Annotated in this window: 21 protein-coding genes and 1 riboswitch; of the genes, 5 read left to right on the top strand and 16 right to left on the bottom strand. The window is 71.4% G+C overall.

From position 1 onward, the window contains the following. Positions 1-142: 142 nt before the first annotated feature. The 5 genes from Drose_RS01970 to Drose_RS01990 form a co-directional block, all read right to left on the bottom strand. A complete protein-coding gene (locus tag Drose_RS01970) occupies positions 143-1,240 on the bottom strand; it encodes a sugar transferase (protein ID WP_260726460.1) in 1,098 nt (365 codons plus the stop codon). Further along, positions 1,237-3,126: an asparagine synthase (glutamine-hydrolyzing) gene (gene asnB / locus Drose_RS01975; RefSeq protein ID WP_260726461.1), complete on the bottom strand. Its 1,890-nt coding sequence runs from the start codon at positions 3,124-3,126 to the stop codon at positions 1,237-1,239. The genes Drose_RS01970 and asnB overlap by 4 nt, the downstream gene beginning before the upstream one ends. Before the next feature lie 17 nt (positions 3,127-3,143). Beyond that, positions 3,144-3,986 (bottom strand): WecB/TagA/CpsF family glycosyltransferase, encoded by an 843-nt coding sequence (locus tag Drose_RS01980; RefSeq protein ID WP_260726462.1) that lies wholly within the window; start codon positions 3,984-3,986, stop codon positions 3,144-3,146. 292 nt (positions 3,987-4,278) lie between these two features. Beyond that, a complete protein-coding gene (locus Drose_RS01985) occupies positions 4,279-4,785 on the bottom strand; it encodes an SRPBCC family protein (protein WP_260726463.1) in 507 nt (168 codons plus the stop codon). After that, the gene (locus tag Drose_RS01990; RefSeq protein WP_260726464.1) at positions 4,782-5,153 is read right to left on the bottom strand and encodes a metalloregulator ArsR/SmtB family transcription factor; all 372 of its coding nucleotides are present in this window, start codon (positions 5,151-5,153) and stop codon (positions 4,782-4,784) included. The genes Drose_RS01985 and Drose_RS01990 overlap by 4 nt, the downstream gene beginning before the upstream one ends. A 49-nt stretch (positions 5,154-5,202) precedes the next feature. Between Drose_RS01990 and Drose_RS01995 the strand changes: the two genes are divergently transcribed. Then, a complete protein-coding gene (locus tag Drose_RS01995; protein WP_260726465.1) occupies positions 5,203-5,727 on the top strand; it encodes a GNAT family N-acetyltransferase in 525 nt (174 codons plus the stop codon). A 152-nt stretch (positions 5,728-5,879) separates the two neighbouring features. On the opposite strand, the gene rnhA is transcribed toward Drose_RS01995, so the two are convergent. The 9 genes from rnhA to Drose_RS02040 all read right to left on the bottom strand — a co-directional run bounded on the left by rnhA (position 5,880) and on the right by Drose_RS02040 (position 15,554). After that, entirely contained in the window at positions 5,880-6,332 is a 453-nt protein-coding gene (gene rnhA, locus Drose_RS02000) for a ribonuclease HI (protein WP_260726466.1), read from the bottom strand. Between the two features lie 160 nt (positions 6,333-6,492). Beyond that, on the bottom strand, positions 6,493-7,011 hold the full coding sequence (locus Drose_RS02005) for a hypothetical protein (RefSeq protein ID WP_260726467.1): 519 nt from the start codon (positions 7,009-7,011) through the stop codon (positions 6,493-6,495). A 154-nt stretch (positions 7,012-7,165) separates the two neighbouring features. Beyond that, on the bottom strand, positions 7,166-9,631 hold the full coding sequence (locus Drose_RS02010) for a DUF2334 domain-containing protein (RefSeq protein ID WP_260726468.1): 2,466 nt from the start codon (positions 9,629-9,631) through the stop codon (positions 7,166-7,168). 68 nt (positions 9,632-9,699) lie between these two features. Beyond that, a complete protein-coding gene (locus Drose_RS02015) occupies positions 9,700-11,181 on the bottom strand; it encodes a collagen-like domain-containing protein (RefSeq protein WP_260726469.1) in 1,482 nt (493 codons plus the stop codon). A gap of 32 nt (positions 11,182-11,213) precedes the next feature. Continuing rightward, positions 11,214-11,417: a hypothetical protein gene (locus tag Drose_RS02020; RefSeq protein WP_260726470.1), complete on the bottom strand. Its 204-nt coding sequence runs from the start codon at positions 11,415-11,417 to the stop codon at positions 11,214-11,216. A 153-nt stretch (positions 11,418-11,570) separates the two neighbouring features. Beyond that, a riboswitch (cyclic di-GMP riboswitch) is annotated at positions 11,571-11,659 on the bottom strand. A 161-nt stretch (positions 11,660-11,820) separates the two neighbouring features. Next, positions 11,821-12,540, bottom strand: a complete 720-nt coding sequence (locus tag Drose_RS02025; RefSeq protein ID WP_260726471.1) for a hypothetical protein — start codon at positions 12,538-12,540, stop codon at positions 11,821-11,823. Between the two features lie 7 nt (positions 12,541-12,547). Beyond that, entirely contained in the window at positions 12,548-14,647 is a 2,100-nt protein-coding gene (locus Drose_RS02030; RefSeq protein ID WP_260726472.1) for a bifunctional polysaccharide deacetylase/glycosyltransferase family 2 protein, read from the bottom strand. 3 nt (positions 14,648-14,650) lie between these two features. Continuing rightward, positions 14,651-15,028: a hypothetical protein gene (locus Drose_RS02035; protein ID WP_260726474.1), complete on the bottom strand. Its 378-nt coding sequence runs from the start codon at positions 15,026-15,028 to the stop codon at positions 14,651-14,653. Positions 15,029-15,125: 97 nt separating this feature from the next. After that, positions 15,126-15,554 (bottom strand): MarR family winged helix-turn-helix transcriptional regulator, encoded by a 429-nt coding sequence (locus Drose_RS02040; RefSeq protein WP_260726476.1) that lies wholly within the window; start codon positions 15,552-15,554, stop codon positions 15,126-15,128. 47 nt (positions 15,555-15,601) lie between these two features. On the opposite strand from Drose_RS02040, the gene Drose_RS02045 reads away from it, so the two are divergent. Further along, positions 15,602-16,708, top strand: a complete 1,107-nt coding sequence (locus Drose_RS02045) for a substrate-binding domain-containing protein (RefSeq protein ID WP_260726477.1) — start codon at positions 15,602-15,604, stop codon at positions 16,706-16,708. 40 nt (positions 16,709-16,748) lie between these two features. Here Drose_RS02045 and Drose_RS02050 read toward each other — a convergent pair whose 3' ends face one another. Continuing rightward, the gene (locus Drose_RS02050) at positions 16,749-18,737 is read right to left on the bottom strand and encodes a glycosyltransferase family 2 protein (protein WP_260726478.1); all 1,989 of its coding nucleotides are present in this window, start codon (positions 18,735-18,737) and stop codon (positions 16,749-16,751) included. Positions 18,738-18,828: 91 nt separating this feature from the next. Between Drose_RS02050 and Drose_RS02055 the strand changes: the two genes are divergently transcribed. After that, entirely contained in the window at positions 18,829-19,911 is a 1,083-nt protein-coding gene (locus tag Drose_RS02055; protein ID WP_260726479.1) for a glycoside hydrolase family 6 protein, read from the top strand. A 4-nt stretch (positions 19,912-19,915) separates the two neighbouring features. Here Drose_RS02055 and Drose_RS02060 read toward each other — a convergent pair whose 3' ends face one another. Then, positions 19,916-21,868, bottom strand: coding sequence for a radical copper oxidase GlxA (locus Drose_RS02060; RefSeq protein WP_260726480.1), 1,953 nt, complete (start codon positions 21,866-21,868; stop codon positions 19,916-19,918). Positions 21,869-22,025: 157 nt separating this feature from the next. Here Drose_RS02060 and Drose_RS02065 point away from each other — a divergent pair, with 157 nt between their 5' ends. Then, entirely contained in the window at positions 22,026-23,225 is a 1,200-nt protein-coding gene (locus Drose_RS02065) for an MFS transporter (protein ID WP_260726481.1), read from the top strand. 151 nt (positions 23,226-23,376) lie between these two features. Beyond that, positions 23,377-24,246, top strand: a complete 870-nt coding sequence (locus Drose_RS02070; protein ID WP_260726482.1) for an LLM class F420-dependent oxidoreductase — start codon at positions 23,377-23,379, stop codon at positions 24,244-24,246. Positions 24,247-24,738: the final 492 nt, after the last annotated feature.

Genomic DNA, 24,738 nt, shown 5'->3' on the forward strand with positions numbered 1-24,738 from the left:
GGTCGGCACTGACGTCGACGACGTCGCGCTCATCTGCCATCGGCCGAGAGCCGATGAGCCGCCCCCTGGTCCGTGGCCGCGGCTAGAGCTCGGTCAGGAAGTCGAGGCTCTGCCAGCCGCGGCACGGAGTGGGCGAGGTTGCTCACCGCGATCCTGCTGTGGGTCGCGCTGCCGGCGGTGCTGGGCCTGCTCCGGGTCCGTCGCGCGGAGATCGGCTGACGTCCGCGCGGCCCGTCGGCTGGACCAGCTCCTGGTCCTGCGGCTCCGGTGCCTGCGCCGGCGCGGGCACGGTGGGGATGACGGGAGCGGGCAGGGTCTCGTCGTAGCGGCGCTCGCCGCGGACCGTGGTGAGCGCCGCGCGGATGAGCAGTCGCAGGTCGAGCCGCACGCTCTGGTGCTCGATGTAGGCGAGGTCCTTTTCGAGCCGCTCCTGCGGCGACATGTGGAACTTCTCGATCTGTGCGATGCACGCGATCCCCGGCCGTACCGTGTGGCGCTCGGCGTATCCGGGCACCGTCTGCAGGTGGGTGCGCACCAGCACGGTCCGCAGCGGCCGAGGCCCGACCAGGCTCATCGTGCCGCCCAGGACGTTGATCAGCTCGGGCAGCTCGTCGAGGTGCCAGCGGCGCAGCCAGCGACCGACCCGGAGCGTGCGCGGATCCCCGGCGGGCGAGGCCACCGGACCGGTGAGCCGCTCGGCACCGTACTCCATGCTGCGAAACTTGAACTGCCGGAACGTGGCACCGCCACGGCCCACCGAGTTCTTCGTGAAGAACACCGGTCCCGGCTCCTCGAACCAGACGAGCAGCCCGATGATCGGCCACAGCGGCAGGGTGAGCGCGAGGCCGAGCAGCGCGCCGATGACGTCGATCAGCCGCTTGCCACGCGGTGCCGGGCGCAGCCGTACCACGACCGCGCTGTGGTAGGCGAGCACCTCCCGCTGCACCTCCGCCGACGGCGGTGCGTTGTCCTCCACGATCCCGGCGGTGGCGGCGCTGAGCACGATCCCGCTCGCGAACGCCGCCGTCACCAGGATCAGTGCCGCCCGCGCCGGCACGTCGTGCCCGAGATGCAACCAGACCCACGGTGCGACGATCAGCCCCACCGTGACGACAAAGGCCAGCCGGCAGGCCCACGCCCGCGCCGGCTGGGAGAACGACGACGTGAGCACGACGGCGGGCAGCAACGCCAGGAACAGCGTCACGAGCAGAATCCAGTAGTTCAGGATCTCGTAAATCACCAGCAGTACGCCTTCTCCTGCTCGGCCCACATCGTGAACAGCAGCAGGATCCAGATCTCCCGCGCGTGTTCCGCCTGGCCGCTCAGGTGTCGATCGACGATCGCCCGTACTTCGTCGAACCGGAGGTAGCCCTGCCGCGCCAGGACCTCCCGGCTCAGGTACTCCTGGACAAGCGGCCGGTACACGCCCCGCAGCCACCGCGGCAGCGGGGCGTTGAACCCCTTCTTGCGCATCGCGACGATCTCCGGCGGCAGGATGCCGCTCATCGCCCGGCGCAGCAGCCATTTCGGCCGCGGGCCCGGCAGCTTCAGCCGGCCCGGCAGGCCGAACGCGAACTCGACCACCGCGGTGTCCAGCAACGGCACCCGCACCTCCAGCGAGTGCGCCATGCTCAGCCGGTCGACCTTCGCCAGCACGTCGTCCGGCAGGTAGACGTGGGTGTCGGTGTACTGGAACCGGGTCAGCTCGTCGAAGCCGGCGCCGGCCCGGTGGTGCGGCTCATGCGTGTCGTACGTGTCGGACAGCTCGGCGAACAGCTCCGGCCGCAGCAGCCGCGCCTTGGCCGGCTCCCCGAACACGACCCGCCACAGGTAGTGGCTGCGGCCGGGCTCCTCCAGCGCGTTCGCGACGAACCGCCGCGCCTTGAAGTCGAAACTCGCCCTGGCACTCGACCGGGGCAGGAACCGCAGCAGGGCCGGTGCGACCCCGGCGGTCAGCGCGCGGGGCAGGCGCCGGTAGTGGCGGGCCAGCTTGTCCGCCTGGTAGGTCGGGTATCCGGCCAGGATCTCGTCGCCGCCGTCGCCGCTCAACGCCACCGTCACGTGCTCCCGGGCCAGGCGGCACAGGTAGTACGTCGGGACCATCGACGGGTCGGCGAACGGCTCGTCGAACGCGGGCAGCAGCCCCTCCGACAGGTCCTCGGCGCGCGGCTCGACGACGATCTCGGTGTGGTCGGTGCCGAACCGGCGGGCCACCAGGGCGGCCTCGCGCCGCTCGTCGTAGGAGCGGTCGGCGAAACCCACCGAGAACGTCTTGAGCTCGGCGTCGGGCCGCACCCGGCGGGCGGCGGCGACGACCGTACCGGAGTCCATGCCACCGCTGAGGAAGCAGCCGAGCGGCACGTCGGCCATCAACTGCCGGCGGACGCTGTCGAGCACGAGTTCGCGCAGCCGCTCGCCCGCCTCGCCGGCGGTCAGGTCGTCGTCCCGCGGCACGTCGGCGAGCGCCCAGTAGCGCCGGACGGTGGACGTGCCGTCCTGCCACACGAGTGTCGTGCCCGGCTCCAGCTTGCGGACCTCGCGGTACATCGTCCGCGGCGCCGGGACGTACATCAGCGACAGGAACGCGCTGAACGACTGCAGGTCCGGCGTACGGTCGGCGACCGCGGACAGCACCGCCTTGATCTCCGAACCGAACACCAGGCCGCCGGAACGCTCGGCGTAGTGCAGCGGCTTCACGCCCACCCGGTCGCGGCACAGCACCAGGCGGCCGCGGGCGTCGTCGAACAGCGCGACCGCGAACATGCCCTCGAGATGGCGGGCGAAGCCGGTGCCGTACTCCTCGTACAGGTGCGGGATGACCTCGGTGTCGCTGCCGGAGGCGAACGTGTGCCCGCGCCGGGCGAGCTCACGCCGCAACTGCCGATGGTTGTAGATCTCGCCGTTGCAGACCGCGTGGACGGTGCCGTCCTCCGAGTGCACCGGCTGCCGGCCGTGCTCGACGTCGATGACCGCCAGCCGCCGCACGGCAAGGCCGACGGGGCCGTTGACGTAGAAGCCCTCCTCGTCCGGGCCGCGGTGCACGAGGGTACGGCACATGGCGCGCAACCGGTCCTCGTCGACGTGGTGCTCGTCGTCGCCGATCACCAGGCCGGCGATGCCACACATCCGGGTTCCTCCCCGTCTCAGACCGGCGGCAGTTCAGCCGGCCGGTGAGCGGGCCCCGGTGCGGCCGGTGCCCACAGCCGTGCCGCCTGAGCGGCGAGCCGCACCAGGTAGCGGGGGCCGAGGACGAGGTATCGGTGCGCGAGCCGGCGCGGCTCACCGGCCAGCCGCCACGACCACGCCAGGCCCGCGCGCTGCATCCACCGCGGCGCGGGACGCAGGAGGCCGGCGTGATAGTCGAAGGCCGCACCGACGGCCAGCAACGGCATGCCCAGCAACGGGCGCATCGCGTGGGCGAACGACTCCTGCCGCGGACAGCCGAGTCCGACCAGTACCAGCCGGGCCCCCGAACCGGCGATCCGTTCGGCGATCTCGACCTCCTCGCCTGGCAGCGCCGCACGGAACTTCGACGGTTCCGTACCGGCGATTCGCAGCCCCGGTATCAGCAGGGTCAGGGCCGCCGCCAGCCGGTCCACGGTCCGCTGGGTCGAGCCGTAGAGGTACACCGGAAGGTCCTCGACGGCGGCGCGCCACAGTACCCGCAGCATCAGCTCCGGCCCGCTCACCCAGTCCCGCAGGCCCGCCGCGTGCAGTAGATTCAGCGCCCACCGCACCGGCTGCCCGTCCGGCGCGACCACGTCGAAGGCGTTCAACCTGGCGTTGTGCCTCAGGTCGCCGACGCCGGTCATCACGCCGTGCACGGCCAGCGCCGTGAGAATGAACGGCCGCCTGCGCACCGCCGCTTCGATCACCCGGTCGACGGCGGCGTCGTAGTCGATGACGTCGACCAGCACTCCCAGGACGTTGCGTTTGCCGCCACTCGGGCTGACCGTCAGGTCGATCGGCACAACATCGGTGGCCAACGCCGTTCCCTCCGTATCGCCTCACGGGAGCACCGCGCGTCGACCGCCGGGCACCGGGGTCGAAGCGTCGGGTGCGGACATCGCGGCAGGACGTCCACGGCGGCTGTACCCCTGCCGTTGCGGATAAACGCCGCCCGCGAGGTGGCTGCGGAGGTGGCGGAGGGCGGCCGCCTCGTCGAGGCGACCGCCCTCGCGGTGACCGGCTTTGCACGGCCTGCTGATCGCGTCCAGGACATCGAGCCGGGCCGCGCGCCTTGCGGGCAACGGGCCGGCGATGGGACCGGCCAGGCCTTCAGGTGGTCGGCGCCGGGGCGAGCCCCGCGAAGTACGGCGCCATGGCCGGGTAGTAGTCGTCGAAGGCGGGCCGGGGCGTGCCGTCCCGGGCGGCGACGAGCATGTCCAGGTAGTACTCCCAGCCGGGGCCGATCTCGCCGACGCCGTCGGTCGTGTCGAGGTGGTGCACGAGGCGCAGCTCGGTGCGGCCGTCGGTCTCCGACAGCAGCAGCTCCAGCCGCCATCGGCCGGTGTCGTCGACGGCCGACACGGCCAGCCGGCGGGGCGCCTCACACGCGTCGATGTGCAGGTCCATCCAGGGCTGCTGCTCCTCGAAGGCCATCTGAACCTTGACGGTCCGGCCCGGGCCGGCGTCACCCTCCCACGGACCGAACCATCGGGCCGTGCGGTCGGACTCCGTGACGCTGGCCCAGACGTCCTCGAGCGGTGCGCGGAACGTGCGGGTGAGGACCAGGTCCGTGCCGGTGGCTGTGGGAAACAACCGGCCGGTGGGCGGTGGGGTCATGCTGAACGCTCCTCTGCTTCGTCTGCTTCGGTGGCCGGTTCGCGCCGGCGGCGCTCGCGGCGGGTGCGGTAGACCTCGGTCTCCAGAGCGTCGAGCCGGTGCTCCCAGCCGGAGACCCGCGTGAACTGCGTGAGCCACTCGATCAGCTCGGTGAACGGGGCGGTGTCGAGCTCGTAGAAGCGGCGCCGGCCGATCAGCGTGTCGCGCACCAGCCCGCACTCCCGCAGCACCCGCAGGTGGCGGCTGACAGCGGGCCGGCTGATCGCGAATCGCTCGGCGATCTCGCCGGCGGGGATCCGTTCCGCCAGCAGCATCACCAGGATGCTGCGCCGCACGGGGTCGGCGATGGCGGCCGCGACGTCGTGCACCGCGAAAGCGTAACCGGTGTGTTACATGTCCTCAAGGGATACTGAACGAATGAACCTGACGTTCCGTCCCGCCCGCCGGTCTGATGTGCCCGCCCTCGTCGCGCTCGTCCAGTCGGCGTACCGCGGCGACGACAGCCGGGAGGGCTGGACCACCGAGGCTGACCTGCTCGAAGGGCAGCGCACCGACGCGGCGATGGTGACCGAGGCGGTCGAGGCCCCGGCCGGCGTGATGCTCGTCGCCGAGGTCGGCGACACGCCCGTGGCCTGCTGCAAGCTGGAGCGCCGCGACGACCACGGATACTTCGGCATGTTCGCCGTCGCGCCCCGGTACCAGCGCGGCGGGCTCGGCCGTGCGGTGCTGGCCGAGGCCGAGCGGTTCGCCCGCGACGAGTGGGGCACCGGGGAGCTGCGGATGACCGTCATCGTCCAGCGCGAGGACCTCATCGCCTGGTACGAGCGGCGCGGCTACGTCCGCACCGGCGAGTTGTCCCCGTTCCCGTACGGCGACGAGCGCTTCGGCGTGCCGCTGCGCGACGACCTGGAGTTCGAGACGCTGACAAAGAAGCTCGGCTGAGCCGCCAAGCCTCGTCGATCTTGCAGTTGTGGTGCCTGACAAACCCGGGCATTCAGGGAGTGTCTCGGCACCACAACTGCAAGATCGACGCACGAGGCACGGCGCGCGGCGGGCGGCGCGGGGCACGGCGGGCGGGGTGCGGTGGGCGGTGGTCAGCGGGCGGCGAGTGCCTCGCGGAGGCCCTGCGCGGCCAGGCGGTCGGCCCGCTCGTTCTCCGGGTGTCCACTGTGGCCCTTGACCCAGTGCCACTCGACCTGGTGTCGCGCCACCGCGGCCTCCAGGCGTTGCCAGAGGTCCACGTTCTTCACCGGCTGCTTGCCGGCGGTCTGCCAGCCGTTGCGCTTCCAGCGCGGGATCCACGCCGTAATGCCGTTTCTGACGTACGAGCTGTCCGTGTACAGGTGCACGACCGCCGGGCGGGTCAGGGCCTCCAGCGCGCTGATCGGCGCCATCAGCTCCATGCGGTTGTTCGTCGTCGGCGTCGCCTCTCCGCCGCGCAGCTCCTTCTCCCGCGCGCCGTACCGCAGCAGGGCGCCCCAGCCACCCGGGCCGGGGTTGCCACTGCATGCGCCGTCCGTGTAAATCTCGACCACCGTGTCCGCCACGCGACCAACCTACCGACACCTCGTGGCCGGCGGCGCGGCCGGCGGCACTGTCGACCTGGTGGACATCGGCCGAGGTCAAGTTGTGGGGGCTTGGTGGCGCCGGCCAGGCAGCGGCCGGAGGCGGCCGCGAAGGCCCGCGACATCGGCTGGCTGTAACGCCTTACGCGGCCGCGCCGGCCGGGATGACGTGCGTGGCGCCGGTGCCCAGGCGCTGCACGGCCAGCTCGGCGATCTCCGGGGTCAGGTTGCGGGCGTCGGCGACGTTCCACCCCGCGCCGGCGGCATAGGTCGCGCCCCGCCAGGTCGGGTGCAGCACCGGTACCACGGCCTCCATGACCGCCGCGAACGTCTCGCCGTCGGTCGTCCTGTCGAAGGTGGTGATCGTGACGACCACGCCGTTGATGGTGCAGGTGCCCTGGTCGCGGTACGTGTAGACGGCGTCAGTGTGCTTGGCTGCCTGGGTGTAGTTGTCGCAGCCCAGGTCGGCGGCGACCTTGTCGGCGTCGGCACCGAGGTAGGGCGGCCTGGTCAGCTCGTCGACGACCCGCGGGGCCTGCCAGCCGGCCACACCCGCGACGGCCGCCAGCGCGACGGCGCCGAGGACCAGGCGGCTCTTGCGGCCGCGGGTCGGCGGCTCGTCGGCGATGACGTCGACGGTGTGTGTCTCGATCGTGGTCAACTCGGTCCCCACTTCATGTCGCCCATGTCGTACATATCCAAACTAGGTGCAAATTCGGTGCGGTTCTGTCCTCTGACCGGCCGCAACTCGTCGGCAACGGGCGGCGGGCCGGCCCTCGGGTGAGGACCGGCCCGCCGCTCTCGACAGGGCTGGACTACATCGACGACGCGGGGACGAAGACGTAGCCGGCCGACTGGACGCCCTCCACCGTGGCCTGGAGGTAGCTCAGGTCGACGTACGGGTGGAAGAAGAAGCTCGCCACGCCGTCGCGCACGGCCAGATTGAGCTGCGCCGACTTGACGATGTCGGCGGGCAGGTGCGCCGGGTGGTTGTTGAACGGCTCCAGCTCGATGTTGCCGACGTTCTCCGGCACCGTGACCACGCCGTAGATGTCGCGCACCGTGTACGGGAAGAACTGGCCGATGATCCGCGTGTAGTCGAGCGTGCCGCCGCGCAGCGCGCCCACCGGGTACAGGCCCCGGTCGTAGCGGGTCTGGAAGTTCGCGGCGACCACCCGGTTGTCCGCGTCCGAGCCGGCGTAGTGCGGGAACTCGAAGATGGTCGGCTTGTTCAGGCCGACCGCGGCGAACGCCGCGTGCGCCGAGTCGATCCGCGACTGCGCCCAGGCCGGCGAGTCGCCGGGGACCGGGCCGTCATAGATCACGCTGTCGTTCTCATTGACGTGTGCCATGTAGAACTCGAAGTCGTCCGCGCTGACGCCGTTGTAGGGGTTGATCGCGCTCTCGAACTGGTGCGTGTACCCGTGCATCAGCAGCGTGCCGCCGTGCGACTGCATGTACTTCAACTCGGCCACCACCAGCGGCCGGTCCGCGAGCGTGTAGTCCTCGGCCACGCCGCCCGACATCGCGCCGTTCGGGTCGCGGTAGCGCGAGTAGACGGCCACCGAGAACGGAATGCCCTTGCCGTACAGGTAGTTCGTGATCCGCCGCAGCTCCGCCGGGTCGGCGTCCGGGCCGACGTCCTCGATGCGCACCAGGGCCCGGTGCCGCTCGGCCGTCTGCGGTGCCAGCACGTCGTAGAGCAGGTCGGCGAAGGCGACGTACCGGTCGTCGGCGCTCATGTAGGCGTAGGGGACCTCGCCGAGGTACCAGAAGTTGCCGGACCGCACGCCCCACGGCAGTGTGCTGGAGTCGCTCCGCACCGCGTCGGCGACGACACTCACCTTGCTCGCGTCGTAGATCGTCGTGCCCATGATGCCGGCGCCGTTCTGCGGGTCACGCGTGAACGTCCGGCCCTTGTAGTTGACCTTCGCCACCTGGGAGACGTCGAAGCTCGTCCAGGTGAAGCCGCGCGTCGTGCCGAAGTTCGGGTCGCGGGCGGTTAGCTGCCAGATGTTGTCGTAGATCCACACGACCGGCTTGGTCGTGGCGGTCACGTCGTCGAGAAACGCGGTCGGCAGCGGTTCGTCATAGGTCGAGCCGACGTAGATCACGGCCTGGTACGCGTCGAGATCGCCGGCCTGGTAGTCGACCACCGGCTGGGCGGTCCAGTCGCCGAAGTGCGACGCCAGGTTCGCGGTGACGATGGCGTACTGCTCACCGAGGAACCCGTACGGTCCGGTGGTGTCGTAGAGGACCAGCGTCTTGCCGGTCGAGCCGGGGATGCCGGCGCCGTGGGAAGCGTTGACCAGCGGCCGGGCCGGCGTCGTGACGCTCAACGGCGCGCTCGCCGCCGAGACGTTGCCGGCGGCGTCGAGCGCCTCGACCGTGAACGTGTAGGCCGTCTGCGGCGAGAGCCCGTCGATCGTCACGTCGGTCGCGGTCACGGTGACCACCTGCGGGCCACCCGTGACCCGATAGGCGACCACGCCGGTGTCGTCGGTCGACGCCGCCCAGCTCAACGCGATGCTGGTGGCGGCGACGGTACCGGCGACAGGCGCGCCCGGCGCCGTCGGCGCGGTCGTGTCCGGCGGCGGCGGAGGGGTGAGCGTGGTGAACTCGGCCGGCGCGCTCGCCGCGGAGACGTTGCCGGCCGCGTCGACGGCCTTCACCGTGATCGAGTGCGCGGTCGCCGGCGTCAGACCCGACAGCGTGGTGCTGGTCGCCGGCGGGGCGCCGGTGAGCGTGGCGATCGGCGCACCGCCCGCGCCGCTGAAGATCTGGTAGGCGGAGACGCCCACGTCGTCCGTCGACGCCGGCCAGGTCAGGGTCGCCGACGTGGTGGTCACGTCCGCCGCCGCCGGTGTCCCCGGCACGCTCGGCGCGGTCCGGTCGGCGACACCGGTCGTGAACGCCCAGATGTACGGGCTGCTCAGGACCCCGGACACGTCCTTGACCTTGACGGTCAGCGTGTATCTCGTCGAGTCCGCGAGCGCGGCGCGCGGCTTGAAGGTGAAGGTGTGCGTCGGGGCGTCGTAGGTGTAGTACGCCGGGACCGCGGCACCGCCGGCGGTCTTGACGAACGAGTACCGCAGCGACGCCGGATCGGTCGCCTCGTTGAAGGTGATCGTCGGTTGCGCGGTGACCGGCACTCCCGTCGCCCCGTTCTTCGGGGTGACCGCGGTGACGGCCGGCGCCGCGGCGTGTGCCACGCTCCCGAGTCCTCCCGCGACGATGGCGCCGACGACCGCCGACCCCACCAGCTTCACCACAATGCGCACGTTGCTCTCGCTTTCTTGGGGGAAGGGCCCCGGGCCTGCTCCGGCCGGGGCCCTTCGCGGAGGGATCGTCAGTTGGCGCAGTACACGAACGGGACGACGGTGGCGTTGGTGAAGCCGGACCGCGAGAACGTGAAGGTCCAGGTGCGGCCGCTCTCGTCGGTCTCGTCGCGGTGCGAGGCGGTCTGGTTGATCGCGCCCGCCGTCACGTTGAGCCCGCCGCCGACGACGGTGCCGGAGGTGCAGGAGAACGTGATGGTCCGCGACGACGAGTTGTTCGTCGTGACCGAGTTGCTCGACGTCAGCTTCACGTAGCCGGCGCCGGCCGGACCCTGCGCACCGGTGTCACCCTTGTCGCCCTTGGCGCCCGCGGCGCCGGTCGCGCCCTTGATGCTGCCGGTGTTCGTCCAGGTGGCCGCGGCGGTCTTCTGGTAGATCGTGTAGTCGGCGGTGTCGAGGTACATGTCGCCGACCGACCCGAGTCCGGCGGCCGGAGCACCCGCGCCGGTCAGCCAGGTCGCGCCGTCGGCACCCTTGTCGCCCGTCGCACCCGTCGCGCCCGTGGCGCCGGCGGCACCCTTGTCGCCGGTCTCGCCCTTGTCGCCGGTCGCGCCCTTGAGGGAGACGAGCCACTCCTCGGGCGTACCGGTGAAGAGACCGCTGTCGAGCGCCATCTGGTACGCGTCCTTGCCGTCGGTGCCGTGGCCGACGAGCGACTGCAGCCACTCCTCGACGGTGCCGACGGTCGGGTCCGCGGCGAGCGCGATGTCGTAGGCGCTGGCGCCGGGCATGCCCGGGAGGCCCTGGGCGCCGGTGTCGCCTTTCTCGCCCTGCGCGCCGGTGTCGCCCTTCTCGCCCTTCTCACCCTGCGGGCCGGGCGCGCCGTCCTTGCCGTCGACGCCGGGGATGCCCTGGATGCCCTGGTCGCCCTTGTCCCCCTTCTCGCCTTGAGCACCCTGGGCGCCGGTCGCGCCGGTGTCGCCCTTTTCGCCTTTCTCGCCCTGCGCACCGGTGGCACCCGCAGCGCCGGTCTCGCCCTTCTCGCCCTGCGCGCCTTGGGCGCCGGTCGCGCCGGTGTCGCCCTTTTCGCCTTTCTCGCCCTGCGCGCCGGTGGCACCCGCAGCGCCGGTGTCGCCCTTCTCGCCTTGCGCGCCGGTGGCACCCGTGGCGCCGGTCTCGCCCTTCGGGCCCTGGGCGCCGGTCGCGCCGGTGTCGCCTTTCTCGCCCTTGGGGCCGGTCGCACCCGTGGCACCTTGGGCGCCGGTGGCGCCGGTCGCACCCTTCTCGCCCTTGGCGCCGGTGGCACCCGTGGCGCCGGTGTCGCCCTTGGGGCCGGTGTTGTTCCACTGGATCCGCTGCTCACCGCCCGTGCAGCGCTGACCGCTCTGGTAGTCGATGACCCGCAGCGCGCCGGTGCTGGTGTTCCGGCAACCGGTGATGACGCCCGTACCGCTGTCCGGCACGGCACCGTATGCAGCGGCGCCGACCCCGACCAGCACGGCGGCGGCGGTCGCGCCGATCGCGGCGATCTTCTGCTTCTTGGACTGGAACACGAGCTCTCCCGATTCTCGGTGGTGAATCTGTGCTACTTGCTGGTGACGACGACGCGTTCGGACGGCTTGAGCTGCCGCGGCGGCGGCGGAGCCGGCACCTCGCCGTCTTTCGGCGGCCGGCTCTCGGCGGCGGGTGTGCCGCTCGACGAGCTGTGGTACACGGCGAGCCCGACTCCCAGCGCGAGCGAGAGCGCCGCGAACACCGCGGCCACACCGAGGGCGACCTTCTTCTTCACGTCGACTCCAAAGCCGGAACTTGGGCAGGAAGCAGCGCCCCTGGAACCGCGGAGCACGCGGCGCAGGGCGGAGCGGTTACGAGAAATTCGTGAGGGTCAGGAATGCGATGCGAAACGCGTGGCTTGGCCCACCGGATCTCCCCTGGAAACTGAGTCGTTCGGGGCCGGTTTCGCCACTGGCTCCCCGCCGGGCCGATTGGCGACCAAATGACGCCCGGCGGATCCTTGCCTTCCCGACAGCCCGTTGCTGGGCTGGTGCACATACGGTAGCGGCCCGGGTGCAGCCGCGTTGTCAGGCAACGAGGGACGCAACATTCGACCGGCCGGATGACACGCCGGCCGGTCACGCGCCGTTATCCTGGCGCCACGGCAGTGCTGCCCTGAGCGCCGACCCGAGCGCCGGTCAGGCCTGCCCGGGCGGGTTGTGGGTCGGCTGCTTCTTGACGCCGGGGCTGGGGTTGCCCGGTTTCGGCGTCGCCGGGTTCGACGGATGCGCCGACGAGGAGCCGGGTCGCGAGGTCGCGGACGGTGCGCCGACCAGCCTCCGGCAATAGTCGGTGATGCCGGAATCGCCGCCGGCCACCCGGGCCAGTTCCCGCCGGTCCGTGCCGGTGACGGGGGCGGAGCGCGGATCGGCCTGGAACGCCAGCCACGCCCGGCACAGCTCGACCGGCCCCGCAGGGCCCGGGCTCGGCGTCGTCCCGGTCCGGCCGGGCGACGGCTGTTGCGACGGCGAACGGGACGGGTTTCCGGTTTCCTGGTCGTCCGGTGCGGGCACCCCGACGCCGGACAGCAGTGCGTGAACGGTCCGCTGGATCGGGTCCGGAAGCTGGCCGGTCCCCGCCGCGTACGCCGTGCCGCCGATGGGCACGAGCACCGCGATCGCCATCGCGACGAGGGCCATGCGCCGACGGCGTCGCTCGGTCGGCCGGAACACGCGCCGGTAGCCGGCGACCGCCGCCGCCTCGCCGGCGAGCTCGTGCGGTCGCGCCGGTGCCGTGGCCGCGGCGAGCAGCACGGCGACGGCGGCGTGCCGGCGGTCCGGCAGGCGGTGGAGGTCGAGCAGCCGCTCCGCGTCCTCCGGGCCGAGGTCGGTCATGGGATCGGTCATGGGATCGCTCATGGATTCGTCACCTCGTCGGCGCCATGGCCGACGCCAGTCCCGTGCGGGCCATGGCCTGCCAGCGTTGCCGGCCACCGAGCAGGGCCGCGACCGAGGACTGCACCACCACGAGGTAGAGCAGTTGGCGGTACACCACCTGTTGCAACGGTACCGTCCACAGCGGACCCATCGGCTCACGGTCCAGCCGCAACGCGTAGGCGGCGGCGAGCACCTGCAAGGCGGTGAACCCGCACCACACCGCCGCCACCTGCGCCCACGGCAGGAAGGCCAGTCCGAAGACGGCGTAGACGTCGACCAGCGGGGCCGTCAACGGCAGCAGCATCTGGAACAGCACCAGGTAGACCAGCCCGCGCCGGCCGAGGCGCCCGCCGCCGCCGCGCTCCAGCACGGCCCGCCGGTGCTTCCAGGCGGCCTGCATCGTGCCGTAGCACCAGCGGTACCGTTGCCGCCACAACTGCCGCAGGGAACCCGGCGCCTCCGTCCACGCGACCGCGTCGGGGGCGTAGACCACGCGCCACCCGGCCCGCAGGATGGCCATGGTGAGATCGGTGTCCTCGGCGAGGGTGTCGGCGGGCACCCCGTCGACCTCGAACAGCGCCTCGCGCCGGAACGCGCCGATGGCACCGGGGATCGTCGGCATGCAGCCGCCGAGGTCGAACATGCGCCGGTCGAGGTTGAAGCCGACCACGTACTCGAGATGCTGCCACCGGCCGAGCAGGCCCTTGCGGTTGGCCACCTTGGTGTTGCCGCTGACCGCGCCGACGTCGGGGTCGGCGAACGGCTGGACGAGCCGGCCGACGGCGTCGGGCTCGAAGACGGTGTCGCCGTCGACGAGGACGAGCAGGTCGCCGCGCGCCGCGGCGATGCCGGTGTTCAGCGCCGCGGGCTTGCCCGCGTTGGGCTGGCGGATCACACGTACCGAGGGCAGACCCAGCCGGCGCACGATGTCGGCGGTGCCGTCGGTGGAGCCGTCGTCCACGACGACGACCTCGATCCCCGGGTAGTCGTTGGCGACCAGCGAGCGTACCGTCGCGGCGATGTTCGCGGCCTCGTTGTAGGCGGGCACGATGACCGACACCCGGCCCGGGTACGCACGCCGGTGCCGCTGCCGCCCGGCCAGCCGGGCGTGCCGTCGCGCGGCGGCCACCTGCACCGCCAGCCGCAGCAACGCGAGGGCGGTGCTGAGTACGATCAGCCACCACATGGCACCGCTCAGCCAGGCGGCCGTCGTCTGGGTCCAGCGCAGCGCGAGCCCGCGCGCCTTGACGCCGGTGCCCGCGACGCTGGCGGCGGGCAGGCCGACCCCCTCCGACACGGTGACGAACCGGAAGCCGTGGGTCTCGTCGAGGATCCGCCGGGTCGCCTCGACGGTCTGCGACCGGTCACCGCCGCCGTCGTGCAGCATGACCACCGCGCCCGACGTCGCCCCCGGCTCGGGCCGCGCGGCGCGCACGATCGCGTCCACGCCGGGGCCGCGCCAGTCCTCGGTGTCCAGGTCGGTGAGGACGGTGAGGTACCCCGCGTCCGCCACGGTGCGGACGGCGGCGAACTCGTCGGGTGCCAGCGCCGACGGTGTCGACGAGTAGGGCGGCCGCACGAGTCGCACGGCCCGGCCGGTCGCCGCCGCGATCGCGTTCGCGGTCAGGGTCAGCTCCAGCCGCTGCCGCCACACCGGCACGGACGCCAGGTCGGGATGGGTGAAGGTGTGTACGCCCAGCTCGTGCCCCTCGGCGAGGATCCGCCGTACCAGTTCGGGGTGCCGGTTGACCTGTGAGCCGACCACGAAGAACGTGGCGCGGGCCTGGTGCTCGCGCAGCGCGTCGAGGATCCGCGGGGTCCAGCGCGGATCCGGACCGTCGTCGAAGGTCAGCGCGATCGCACCGGCCGGCACGGCCGCGGCCGTCACCCCACCGGCGCGGTCCACCCGCAGCACCGGGCCGGCGGGGTCGGTGAGGGCCGACCCGACGTGCGGTGCCGGCGTCCCGGACTCGCCGGCGGACAGCTCGACGTAACCGTTGAAGCACAGCTCGGCCAACAGCACGAGGCCGCCGAGCAGCAGCAGGCTCCAGTGCGCCCGGGGCGTGCGGTGGGCGGTGTGGCGGGCCATCGACTACTTCGTCCGGCTCGGCTTGGGGTTGCCGCCGTTGCCGGGGTGCGACGTCTTGCGGTTGCCCGGCAGATCCGTCGGAACCGGCACGGTGGTGGTCGGCGTGGTGGCGGTGTGCGGCGTCGCGCTCGGGGCCGGTCTTCTGGTGGTCGGAAGCTGTGCGGGCACGAGCAAACTGGGCGCGGGGCTCACCCCGGTCTCGCCGCGGTACAGGCCGCCCTGACCGCTCTCGGGCAGGCCGGGCAGCGGCACCGGAGACGACCCGAGCAAGCCGGCGATCAGCAGTGAGCAGCCGACGGCGAGGAGCACGCCGACACCGGCGCCGAGACCGGTGAACAGCCGCCGGCGCCGACCCGTGCGATCAACGAAGACCGGTTCCACACCCGGAAGAAGCGGGCGGGGCGCCAAGGTCGTTACAACTGTGGCCCGTGCGTTGCTTCTTCCGGCGACCGACGAAGGGAGGCGTCGGCGGCCGGCCTCACCGGAGGCTCTCGATCAGCAGGGTCAGCGATCGCATGAGCTCCTCGGCGCGCTGCGGGCCGAACGCCGCCTCGACCGCCCGGTGGTGCGCCGTCGCGGCGTGGTCGAGGCGGTCCACGAGCAGGGTGCCGCTGTCGGAGAGGTACACCGCCACCCTCCGCCGGTCGTTGGCGTCCTGGCGGCGGTAGACCAGCGCGGAGTCCACGAGCCGGTCGACGGCCTTGGTGAGCGTCGGGTGCGGCATCAGGGCCGCCTCCGCCAGGTCCCCCATCGAGTGGCCGCGCCCGTCGGAGAGGGCCCGCAGGATGCGCCACTGCTCGACGGTCACACCTTCCGCATGCAGCGCCGTGGACAATCCACGGTTCACCGCCCGCTCGGCCTCACTGAGCACGTAGCCGAGGTGCGATCGTAGCCCGACGGCTTCCACGTCATCACCCTCTTCTCTGCCGACTGCAGATCGAAGATACTCGGCGCGTGGAAGAGGTCAGGATGATCTCGGACCCGCTCGAGGCCCGGCTGCTCGCCCCCGAGCCGGGTCACGTGGTGCGCGTGGGCCTCGCCGTGCCGATGTCGGGAACGCTGGGCATGATGGGCCCGGCCGTCCTCAACTGCGCCGGCCTGGCGGTCGCCGAACTGAACGCCGCCGGTGGCCTGCTGGGTCTTCCGGTGGAGTTGGTACTGGTGGACGCCGGCCGCGAGCCCCGAACCGTCGCCGCCGACCTGACCGACCTGGTCCGTTCCGGGGCGATCGCCGGCGTCGTCGGCACGCACGCCAGCGACGTGCGAATCGAGGTCGTCAGGGCGCTCGCCGGCCAGATCCCGTACGTCTACACCCCGCCGTACGAGGGCGGCGAGTCCGCGCCGGGCGTGTACCTGCTCGGCGAGACACCCGGCCGCCAGTTGCGCCCCGCCCTGGACTGGCTGGTCACCAACCGCCGGGCCCGCCGCTGGGCGCTGATCGGCAACGACTACGTCTGGCCCCGCCGGCTCAACGGGGCCGCGACGGCGTACCTGCGGGCCGCGCACGCCACGGTCGTCGCGTCGCGGTACGCCCCGTTCGGCAATCTCGACCCGGAGCCGCTGCTCGACCTGGTGGCGGCGAGCCGGGCCGACGCCGTCCTGCTGACGCTGGTGGGCAGCGACCTGGTGCGGTTCAACCGCGCGTTCGCCGCGACCCGGCTCGACCAGCGGGTGCTGCGGCTGTGCGCGGCCCTGGAGGAGAACGGCCTGCTCGGCGCGGGCGGTGACACCAGCGGTGAGCTGTACGCCACGATGGGCTACTTCGGCAGTGTCGCCACCGACACCGGCCTGGACTTCGTCGAGCGGTACACCCACCGGTACGGCTGGCAGGCGCCGGTCCTCAACGGCCACGCCGAGGCCTGCTACGACGGCGTCCGCCTGCTCGCGGCTCTGGCCGAGCGGGCCGGCGGTCTCGACCCGGCGCGGATCGACGCGACCTCCGACGGCACGACGGTCACCGGCGGCCGGGGTCGCCTGACCGTCGCCGCCCGCCATGTCGACCAGCCGGTCTACCTGGCCCGCGCGGACGGCCTGGACTTCGACGTGCTCCGCGCGTTCTGAGTGGGCTGTCGAAGGTCGCGCGGACGCCGCGCTCCGGCGGTCAGCGGTCGTCGCGGTCGGAGCGCCAGGTGATGCGGGTCGGATCTTCGGTGACTGCGGGGTCGGTTCGCTGCTGGGGGATGCGCGGGCCCTCGACCCTGGGGATGATCAGCGTCGCGCTCACATCCTCATGGGGCTGACCGGCCTGGCGGGCCCGGAGCCGCTCCTCCAACAGCTCCCGTGGGATCTCCATGGTGATGTCGCCGGCGTGATCCGGGGTGCCGGCCTGGCTGACCCGCGGTTCCTGCGCGGCCTTACGCGGATCGTTTCGCCGGTGGTAGACCAACCGCGAGTCGAGGCGCCACAGGATCAGCGGCGCCAGGCACACGAGCAGCGCGACCGAGGGCCACAGCAGGGAGGCCACGGCCGCGTACTCCCGCACGAACGACACGACGATCGCGGCCGTCAGCAGCACGAGCCAGCCGATATGGTTGCGGAAGGTGCGCAGGCCGTCACGGCTGCTGCTCTCGCCCTTCGGCGTGACGACGAACCTCGCCGGACGGCGGCCGATCGTGCTGAGCAACTGGACCGCGTAGATCGGCGCGGCGATCACCGACATGAGCATGCCCTTGATGCCGCGTGAGTCCGGCGGTTCGTAGGGGCTCACGTTGTACTGGCGGTTGTTGATGTAGAGCCACAGGGAGAACGCGGTCGCGTCGGTGTAGAGCGCGAACCACAACTGCGGCGAGATCGTCATGCCGCTCACGCCCAGTGCCAGGAACAGCACGGCGTTGACGATGCCGAGCAGCCAGCCGATCGCCATCGACGGGTAGAACGTCGTGATCAGCGTGTAGTGCAGCATACCGCCGGGGGAGAGCCGCCAGAACCGCCGCCAGAACGTCTTCGTCAGGATCTCGAACGTGCCCCGCGACCAGCGCCGCTGCTGGCTGAAGTAGTCGTTCCAGCTCGACGGTCCCTCGCCGGCCGAGAGCACGTCGGGGGTGTAGACCGACTTCCACCGCCGGCCCGTGGCCGGGTTGCGGGTCGTGTGCAGCATGAGGCCGGTCGCCATGTCCTCGGTGATCGAGTCGCTCAACCCGCCGATGCTCTTCAGCGCCGAGATGCGGATGGCGTTGTTGGTGCCGACGAGCATCGACGTGCCGTAGCGGTTCGCGGCGCGCTGGATGACGCTGTGGAACGGGAACTGCTGGGACTCGGCGGCCCTTGTGACGAACGCCTCACCGTTCTTGTAGCACTGTGGCCCGACCGCGAATGCGACGTCGGGATCGCGGAAGTAGCCGACGATGCGCTCGGCGAAGTTGGCCAGCGGCACGTGGTCGGGGTCCACGGAGAGCAGCACGTCGTAGTTGTCTCCGTGTGCGTCGACCCACGAGTTGTAGTTGCCGTGCTTGGTCCTCGCCCGGAACGGGCCTTTCGCCTGGTTGTACCGGTCGATCCCCTTCCGTGTGAAGTGCCGGATGCCCAGCTCGTCGCACATCGCCTTGACCGCGTCGTCGTCACCCTCGTCGAGCAGCCAGATGTCGAACGTGCCCCGGTGCCGGATGCGCTTCGCCGCCCGCAGGGTGTCCCGCACGACCGCGATCGGCTCCTTGCTCGGCACGATCGTGGTCAGGAACGCCAGGCGCAGCCGGGCGTCCGGGGTCACCGGGATCGGGTCCCGCGAGGTGATCGACGCCAGCGAGAGCGACAGCACGTTGATCAGCCGGAGCAGCTCGACGACGGCGATCGAGCAGATGACGAACACGTTGGCGTAGGCGGCCGCCTGGGCGACCGGGCCAGGGTTGGTCTGCGCGAAGTGGGTCGGCTGGAGCAACCACACGCAGAAGAGCACCTCGAAGCAGATGTTCAGCACCGCGATGAGGATCGAGCCGAAGAGCCTGCGGCTGCCGTCCAGCTTGCGTTGATTGCGGTAACGGACCTGATACCGACCGGTGGTCGGTGGAGCGTTCAGTGGCCCGGCGAGCCGGCTGAAGCTCTCGAGCCGGGCCCAGGAGCGTCCGTAGACGGGGATCTCGAATGGCTCCGACACTGGTCCCCTCATTTGCTGTGGCGCAATCACATCAGCCAGGCAGGCAGCATAACCACCCTCGGCGGCTGACGGACTGGGTTAGTCTCCCGCAGTGACGAGAGCGGTGACGAGGCCGGTGACCGGAATGCTGTGGATCGCACTCGCGGCCACCCTGATGTCCGCCTGCGGGTCCGGTGGTGACTCCGCCGCCGACGGCCCCACGACAGGTCACCAGCCGGGCCGGGCCGCGCAGAACGCCCAGCCGGCCGACGTGCTGGCCGGCCCGCCGGCCTCCCGCAACCCCCTTGCCGGCAAGGCGTTTTTCGTCGACTCGAGCGGGCCCGCCGCAGTGCAGGTGGCCCAGTGGGAGGCGCAGCGCAAGGCCGACGCCGACCAGATCCGCAAGATCGCGGACCGGCCGGTCGCGCTGTGGATCGGCGGCGGCTCCGGTGCGGTCGACGCGAAGGTCGACGCCGTCATCGGCCGGGCGGCGGCCAAGGGGCAGTTGCCGATCCTCGTCGCCTACAACATCCCGCACCGTGACTGCGGCAACTTCAGCGCCGGTGGCGCGGCGTCCGCGGACGAATACCGTGCGTGGATCCGATCGTTCGCCGCGGGCGTCAAGGGCCGCCCGGTGGTCGTAATCCTGGAGCCGGACGCGGTCCCGCACGCGGTGGAGGGCTGCGCTGACGGTCCGGCCCGGCTCGCGCTGCTGGCCGACGCCGTCGGCGTCCTGAAGGCCACCGGTTCGGCGTCGGTCTACCTCGACGCGGGCCACGCCCACTGGATCACCGACATGAAGCGGCTCGCCTCCGCCCTGCAGAAGGCCGACGTGGCCTCGGCCGACGGATTCGCGCTCAACGTCTCGAACTTCATCGTCACCTCGGAGAACCTGTCCTACGGCAACCGGGTCTCCGACGCCCTCGGCGGCAAGGCCCACTTCGTCATCGACACCAGCCGCAACGGCGCCGGTCCGCTGCCCGGCACCGGCGATGTCAACGGCGGCCCGCGCTGGTGCAATCCGCCGGGCCGCCTGCTCGGCCAGGCGCCGACGGCCGACACGGGACAGCAGCGCCTCGACGCCCTGCTGTGGATCAAGCGTCCCGGCGAGTCCGACGGTGCCTGCCGCCCCGGCGAGCCCGAGGCCGGCCAGTGGTGGCCCGACTACGCCCTCGACCTGGCGAAGCGCTCCTGACCGGCTACCCAACCTGGACCCAGCGCGCCTGCGACGGCACGCCGTTCTTGTCCAGGAAAAACAGCATGTAGGGCCCCGGCGGCATGAGCGCCGGCGAACTCGGCACGGTGACGGTGACCGAACCCGCGCCGGGCTCGATGTCGAGCGCCACCGAGCGCTGGTCCGTGTTGAGCATGTGTGTGGCCGCGCTCGGCCGAATGAGCCGGGCGCTGCGCACGCTGTCCGGCATCAGCGTCGTGAAGGTGGCCGGCTGCCCGTACCGCACCGTCGTCGGGCCCTCGCCGATCACCGGCCCTGAACCGCGGAACAGATACGGCGGGGTGTAGATCTCCAGCCGCTGCTCGAACGTGCCGCTGATGGTGTTCTTCTTGTCCCGGAACAACGGGTCGGAGCCGACCGTCAGCACCCGGCCGTCCGGCAACAGCACCGCGGCGCTGTGGTAATTGCGTCCGACGAGCGGGTCGGCCGCGACCGTCAGCGTGTTGCTGTCCGGGTGGTAGATCCGGGCGGTGTGGTTGTCCGAGCCGTTGCGCCCCCGGTAGTTGCTGGAGCCGTTGGTGATGAGCACCGTGTCGTCGGGCAGTTGCACCAGATTGGGGTAGCGCGTGCCCTCCGGCAGGTCAGGACCCCGCTGGAACCGCGGTGAAGCCTCGTTGAGCTTGATGAGGTCGATGCGCCTGCTCGACTTGCTCGACTCGCCGACCCCGCCGCCGCCGACGACCATCACGGTCTGGTCCTGCACCGGACCGGCCCAGGCGGACATGCTCGTCTCCAGCAGGTCGGCGTCCCGCAGCCCCGGCACCGCCTCGAAGCTGTTGTCGGCGAGGTTCCAGAAGCCGGGGTCGCGGCCCTTGTCGGCGGGACCGTAGCCGGCGTTCGAGCCGGAGTAGAACAGCACGCCGGCGCGGTCGGTCTGGAACAGCGCCGGATAGGTCGGGAAGTATCGATCGAGATCCCGGCGCACCGTCCACTGCTTCGTCTTCGGGTCGTACACCTCGTTCTGCGTGCCGTCGACCACCTCGCCGCTGCCGTCGAGGCCCGACACCGCGAGCACCGAGCCGTCCGGAAGGCCGGTCAGCGTGGGATACCAACGCTTCTCGTGCATGTCGGCCACCCGCTCGTATTGCTCGGTGAACGGGTTGAACTCGTAGGTCTCCTTGCGCCCCTGGTAGTCCTGCTTCTCCAGGTCGATCTTGTTGGCGATGCCGTAGATGTTCTGCGCGTCGGCCCCGGTGAGGCCGTCGAGGTGATACTGCGCGTGGCCGGTGCGGACGTAGTCGGTGCCGTCCTCGGCCGCGTCGACCCAGACGGCCGTCTGGCCGGCGGTGACGGTGACCGACGTGTGACCGCCGTTGCGGTTTTTGATTTCCGTCTTGGTGGCCGCCGGCACGACGAAGTCGTCGTTTGCGATATACCGCTTACCGTCCGTGGCGATGAAGGTCGTGCCCTTCGGGAAGGACCGGTCGCCGTCGGGTGACTCGTTCTTCACCGTCATCGTGCCCCCGGCCCGCTTGACGGCGGGATCGAGCAGCTCATAGCGCAGTGTGCCGCCGGCGACGAGCAGCTTGCCGTCGGGCAGGAACGTGTGGCCGGCGCAGAACAGGTCGGTCGGGGTCGGCACGAACTTCGTCACGCCGCTGACCGGGTCGAACACCAGCGTCTTGAACGTGCCGGCGTCGAACTGCGCGCGGTCGTTGCCGGAGCCGGCGATGAGCAGGATCTTGCCCGACGGCAGCAGTGCCGCATGGATCGCGTTGACCCGCTGGCCCTTCGGCAGTTCGACGATCTGCCAGAATCCGTGCAATTCCTTGTATTCCACACTGTTGATCAGCCGCTCGTGCTGCCATTGCGTCACGGCCGACCACAGCGGCGGGAGGTTGGCTCCGCCGAGCACCGCGGCCGCCACGATGGGCAGCATGACCTTGCGACGAATCCAGTGTGGAATGAGAGGCGTCAACGCGAGAGCTCCTGCAGTCGGGGGGACCGCAAGAACGGTAGACCGAGCCTGGGGGGCCGACAAATCGTTCTTGCGTCCGTTTACGTTCCGCCATCGGCCGAATACGCCAACGGCGATACCTGTTGACCTCCCGCCGTGCGCGGGATCAAGTTGCCGCATGAGGCGCTCGCCCTACTGGCCGGTGGTCAGCCATCCCGTTCTCCGCCGGGTCCTGCCCGGTCTGGCGGTCTCCGCGCTCGGTGACGGCATGTCCCTCGTGGCCGTGAGCTGGCTCGCGCTGCAACTCGCCCCGGCCGGGCAGCGGGGCGTGTGGGTGGCGGTCGCGGTCGCGGCCTACTCCCTGCCGAGCGCGGCCGGCGGGGTGCTGTTCGGCCGGTTCCTCGGCGGGCGTCCCGGCGCGGAGCTGGCCGGGTGGAACGCGATCCTGCGCGCCGCCGCGCTCGCCGCGATCGTGGTCACCTACGCCGCCGGCGGTCTGGGCATCGGTCGCTACGTCGCACTGCTCGCCGTATCGTCGCTGCTGGCCGCCTGGGGGTCCGCCGGTCGCTACACGCTGATCGCCGAGGTCCTGCCCACCGAGCACCATCTCGCGGCAAATGCGGTGAACACGACGATCGCGGAGTTTGCCACCATTGTCGGACCGCCGCTCGCGGGCCTGCTCATCGCCTGGACCAACCCGGTGGTCGTGATCGCGCTCGACGCGGCGAGTTTCGCGGTCCTGGCGCTGACGTACCGCTTGGCCGTGCCGCGGTCCGCGCAGCGACCGGAGGCCCCGCGGTCGGGGTGGGCCGCCTTCGCCGCCATCTGGCGCGACCGCACCCTGCTCGGCCTGCTGGCGCTGTCGGCCGGCTTCTTCCTCCTGTTCGGCCCGTTCTACGCGGCGATGCCGATCTACGTCGCCGACGACCTGGACGCCGGTGTCACGCTGCTCGGTGTCTACTACACGGCGTTCGGCGTCGGCGCGGTCGCGGGCGGTCTGGCGACGGGCTACCTGCACCGCTGGCCGCTCTGGCCGACCACGATCGGCATCGTCGTCGCGTTCGGCGCCGCGCTGCTGCCGCTGGGGCTCGGCGCGCCTGTGGGCGTCTCCCTCGTGGCGTTCGCGGTCGGCGGACTGGTCTGGGCGCCGTACATGTCGACGTCGATGGCGCTCTTCCAACGGGTCACCCCGCCGGAGCGGCTCCCGCAGGTCCTCGCCGCGAACGGCTCGATGATCGTGCTCGCCGTGCCGCTCGGCACGGTCCTCGGCGGACCGCTGGTCGCCGCGGCCGGTGCCCGCGGGACGCTGCTGCTCTGCGCCGTTGCCATGGTCGCGCTCGGTGCCGTCGCCGCGGCGGTCAGGACCGTCAGGAAATGAGGTCTTTCGCGACCGCTTCAGCGGGTCCGTCAGCAGGGCGGTGATGTCGCTCGCGCTCGGCCTCGACGATGGCCGCCTTCCTGGCACCGCACGTTTACCCGTTCGCGTCGGATCGCGGCGACGCTGTGAGATTCCGCGTTAGGTTTGGGGCATGAAGCTGGGTCTGCACTACTGGACTTTCTCGACCCCGGCGGAGCCGACCGCCATCGCACCGACCCTGCGCGAGACCGCCCTGATCGCCGAGCAGGCGGGGGTGGACTCGTTCACCGTCATGGACCACTACTTCCAGATGGATCGGACGGCCCCGGCCGAGGAGCCCATGCTGGAGGGGTATACGACACTCGGCTATGTCGCGGCGCTGACGTCACGGATGACGCTCGGCCTGCTGGTGACCGGGGTGATGTACCGTCACCCCGGCATCCTGGCGAAGACCGTCACCACGCTCGACGTGCTCTCGGGCGGCCGCGCGCGCCTCGGCATCGGCGCGTCGTGGTATGAGCGCGAGCAGCGCGGCCTCGGTGTGCCGGTGGTGCCGGTCGCCGAGCGCTTCGAGCGGCTGGAGGAGACGCTGCGGATCTGTCTACAGATGTGGAGCGACGACAACGGCGCCTACGAGGGCCGGCACTACAGGCTCACCGAGACGCTGAACTCGCCGCAGACGCTGAGCCGCCCGCACCCGATGATCATGATCGGCGGCGGCGGTGAGAAGAAGACGCTGCGACTCGTCGCCAAATACGGCGACGCCTGCAACATCTTCGGCACCAGCGCCGAGGAGGTGGAGCGCAAGCTGTCCGTGCTGCGCGAGCACTGCGCCGCCGAGGGCCGCGACTTCGACGAGATCGTGAAGACGGCGCTGGTCACCCGGCCGGCGCTGGTCGACCCGGACGCGTGGCTCGCCGACGTGGAGCGCTTTGCCGGGCTCGGCATCACCGAGGTCATGACGATGCCCGACCGCCACCCGGTCGAATTCGTCAACGGCCTGGCCGAGCGGATCGTGCCACGGCTCAAGTCGATCGGCTGAGCGGCACGGGGCCGGCCGCCGTCCCGCGTACCGATCGTCCATAGTGGACCAGCGGAGCGCTGCTTCCCGGCGTCCCCGCCACCGACCGGTCACGCTCCGGCAACGTGGTCGTCGGCGTGCTACCGGACCAGGCTGACAATTCGGGCGCTGGCCTCGGAGGCGTCGCCGCCGAGGTGTGCCGGCCGGCACGCGTTCCGGCGCAATCCCGCCGCCAGGCCGGGCAACCCCATGATCATGGGAAAGATCCGGCTATCGGGGCAGCCACATCTTTCCCATGATCATGGAGTCGCCCGGCACGGAACGCCGCCGCCCCGGTCCGGCGGTCCGCACGACTGTGCGGCACCATCCAGTAGCGCATCTATGCCCGAATTGTCGGCCTTATTTGGCTGTCGGGCCTAGCGCCGAAGACGCTCCGCGATCATGAACGTGGCGCCGGGGTCGGGTGCGTGCCTGCCGGGCTGCCGAAGGCTCCAGGCGTCCCACTGGCGCATC

Origin of the sequence: Dactylosporangium roseum (assembly GCF_025264685.1) — a bacterium.
Lineage (GTDB): Bacteria > Actinomycetota > Actinomycetes > Mycobacteriales > Micromonosporaceae > Dactylosporangium > Dactylosporangium roseum.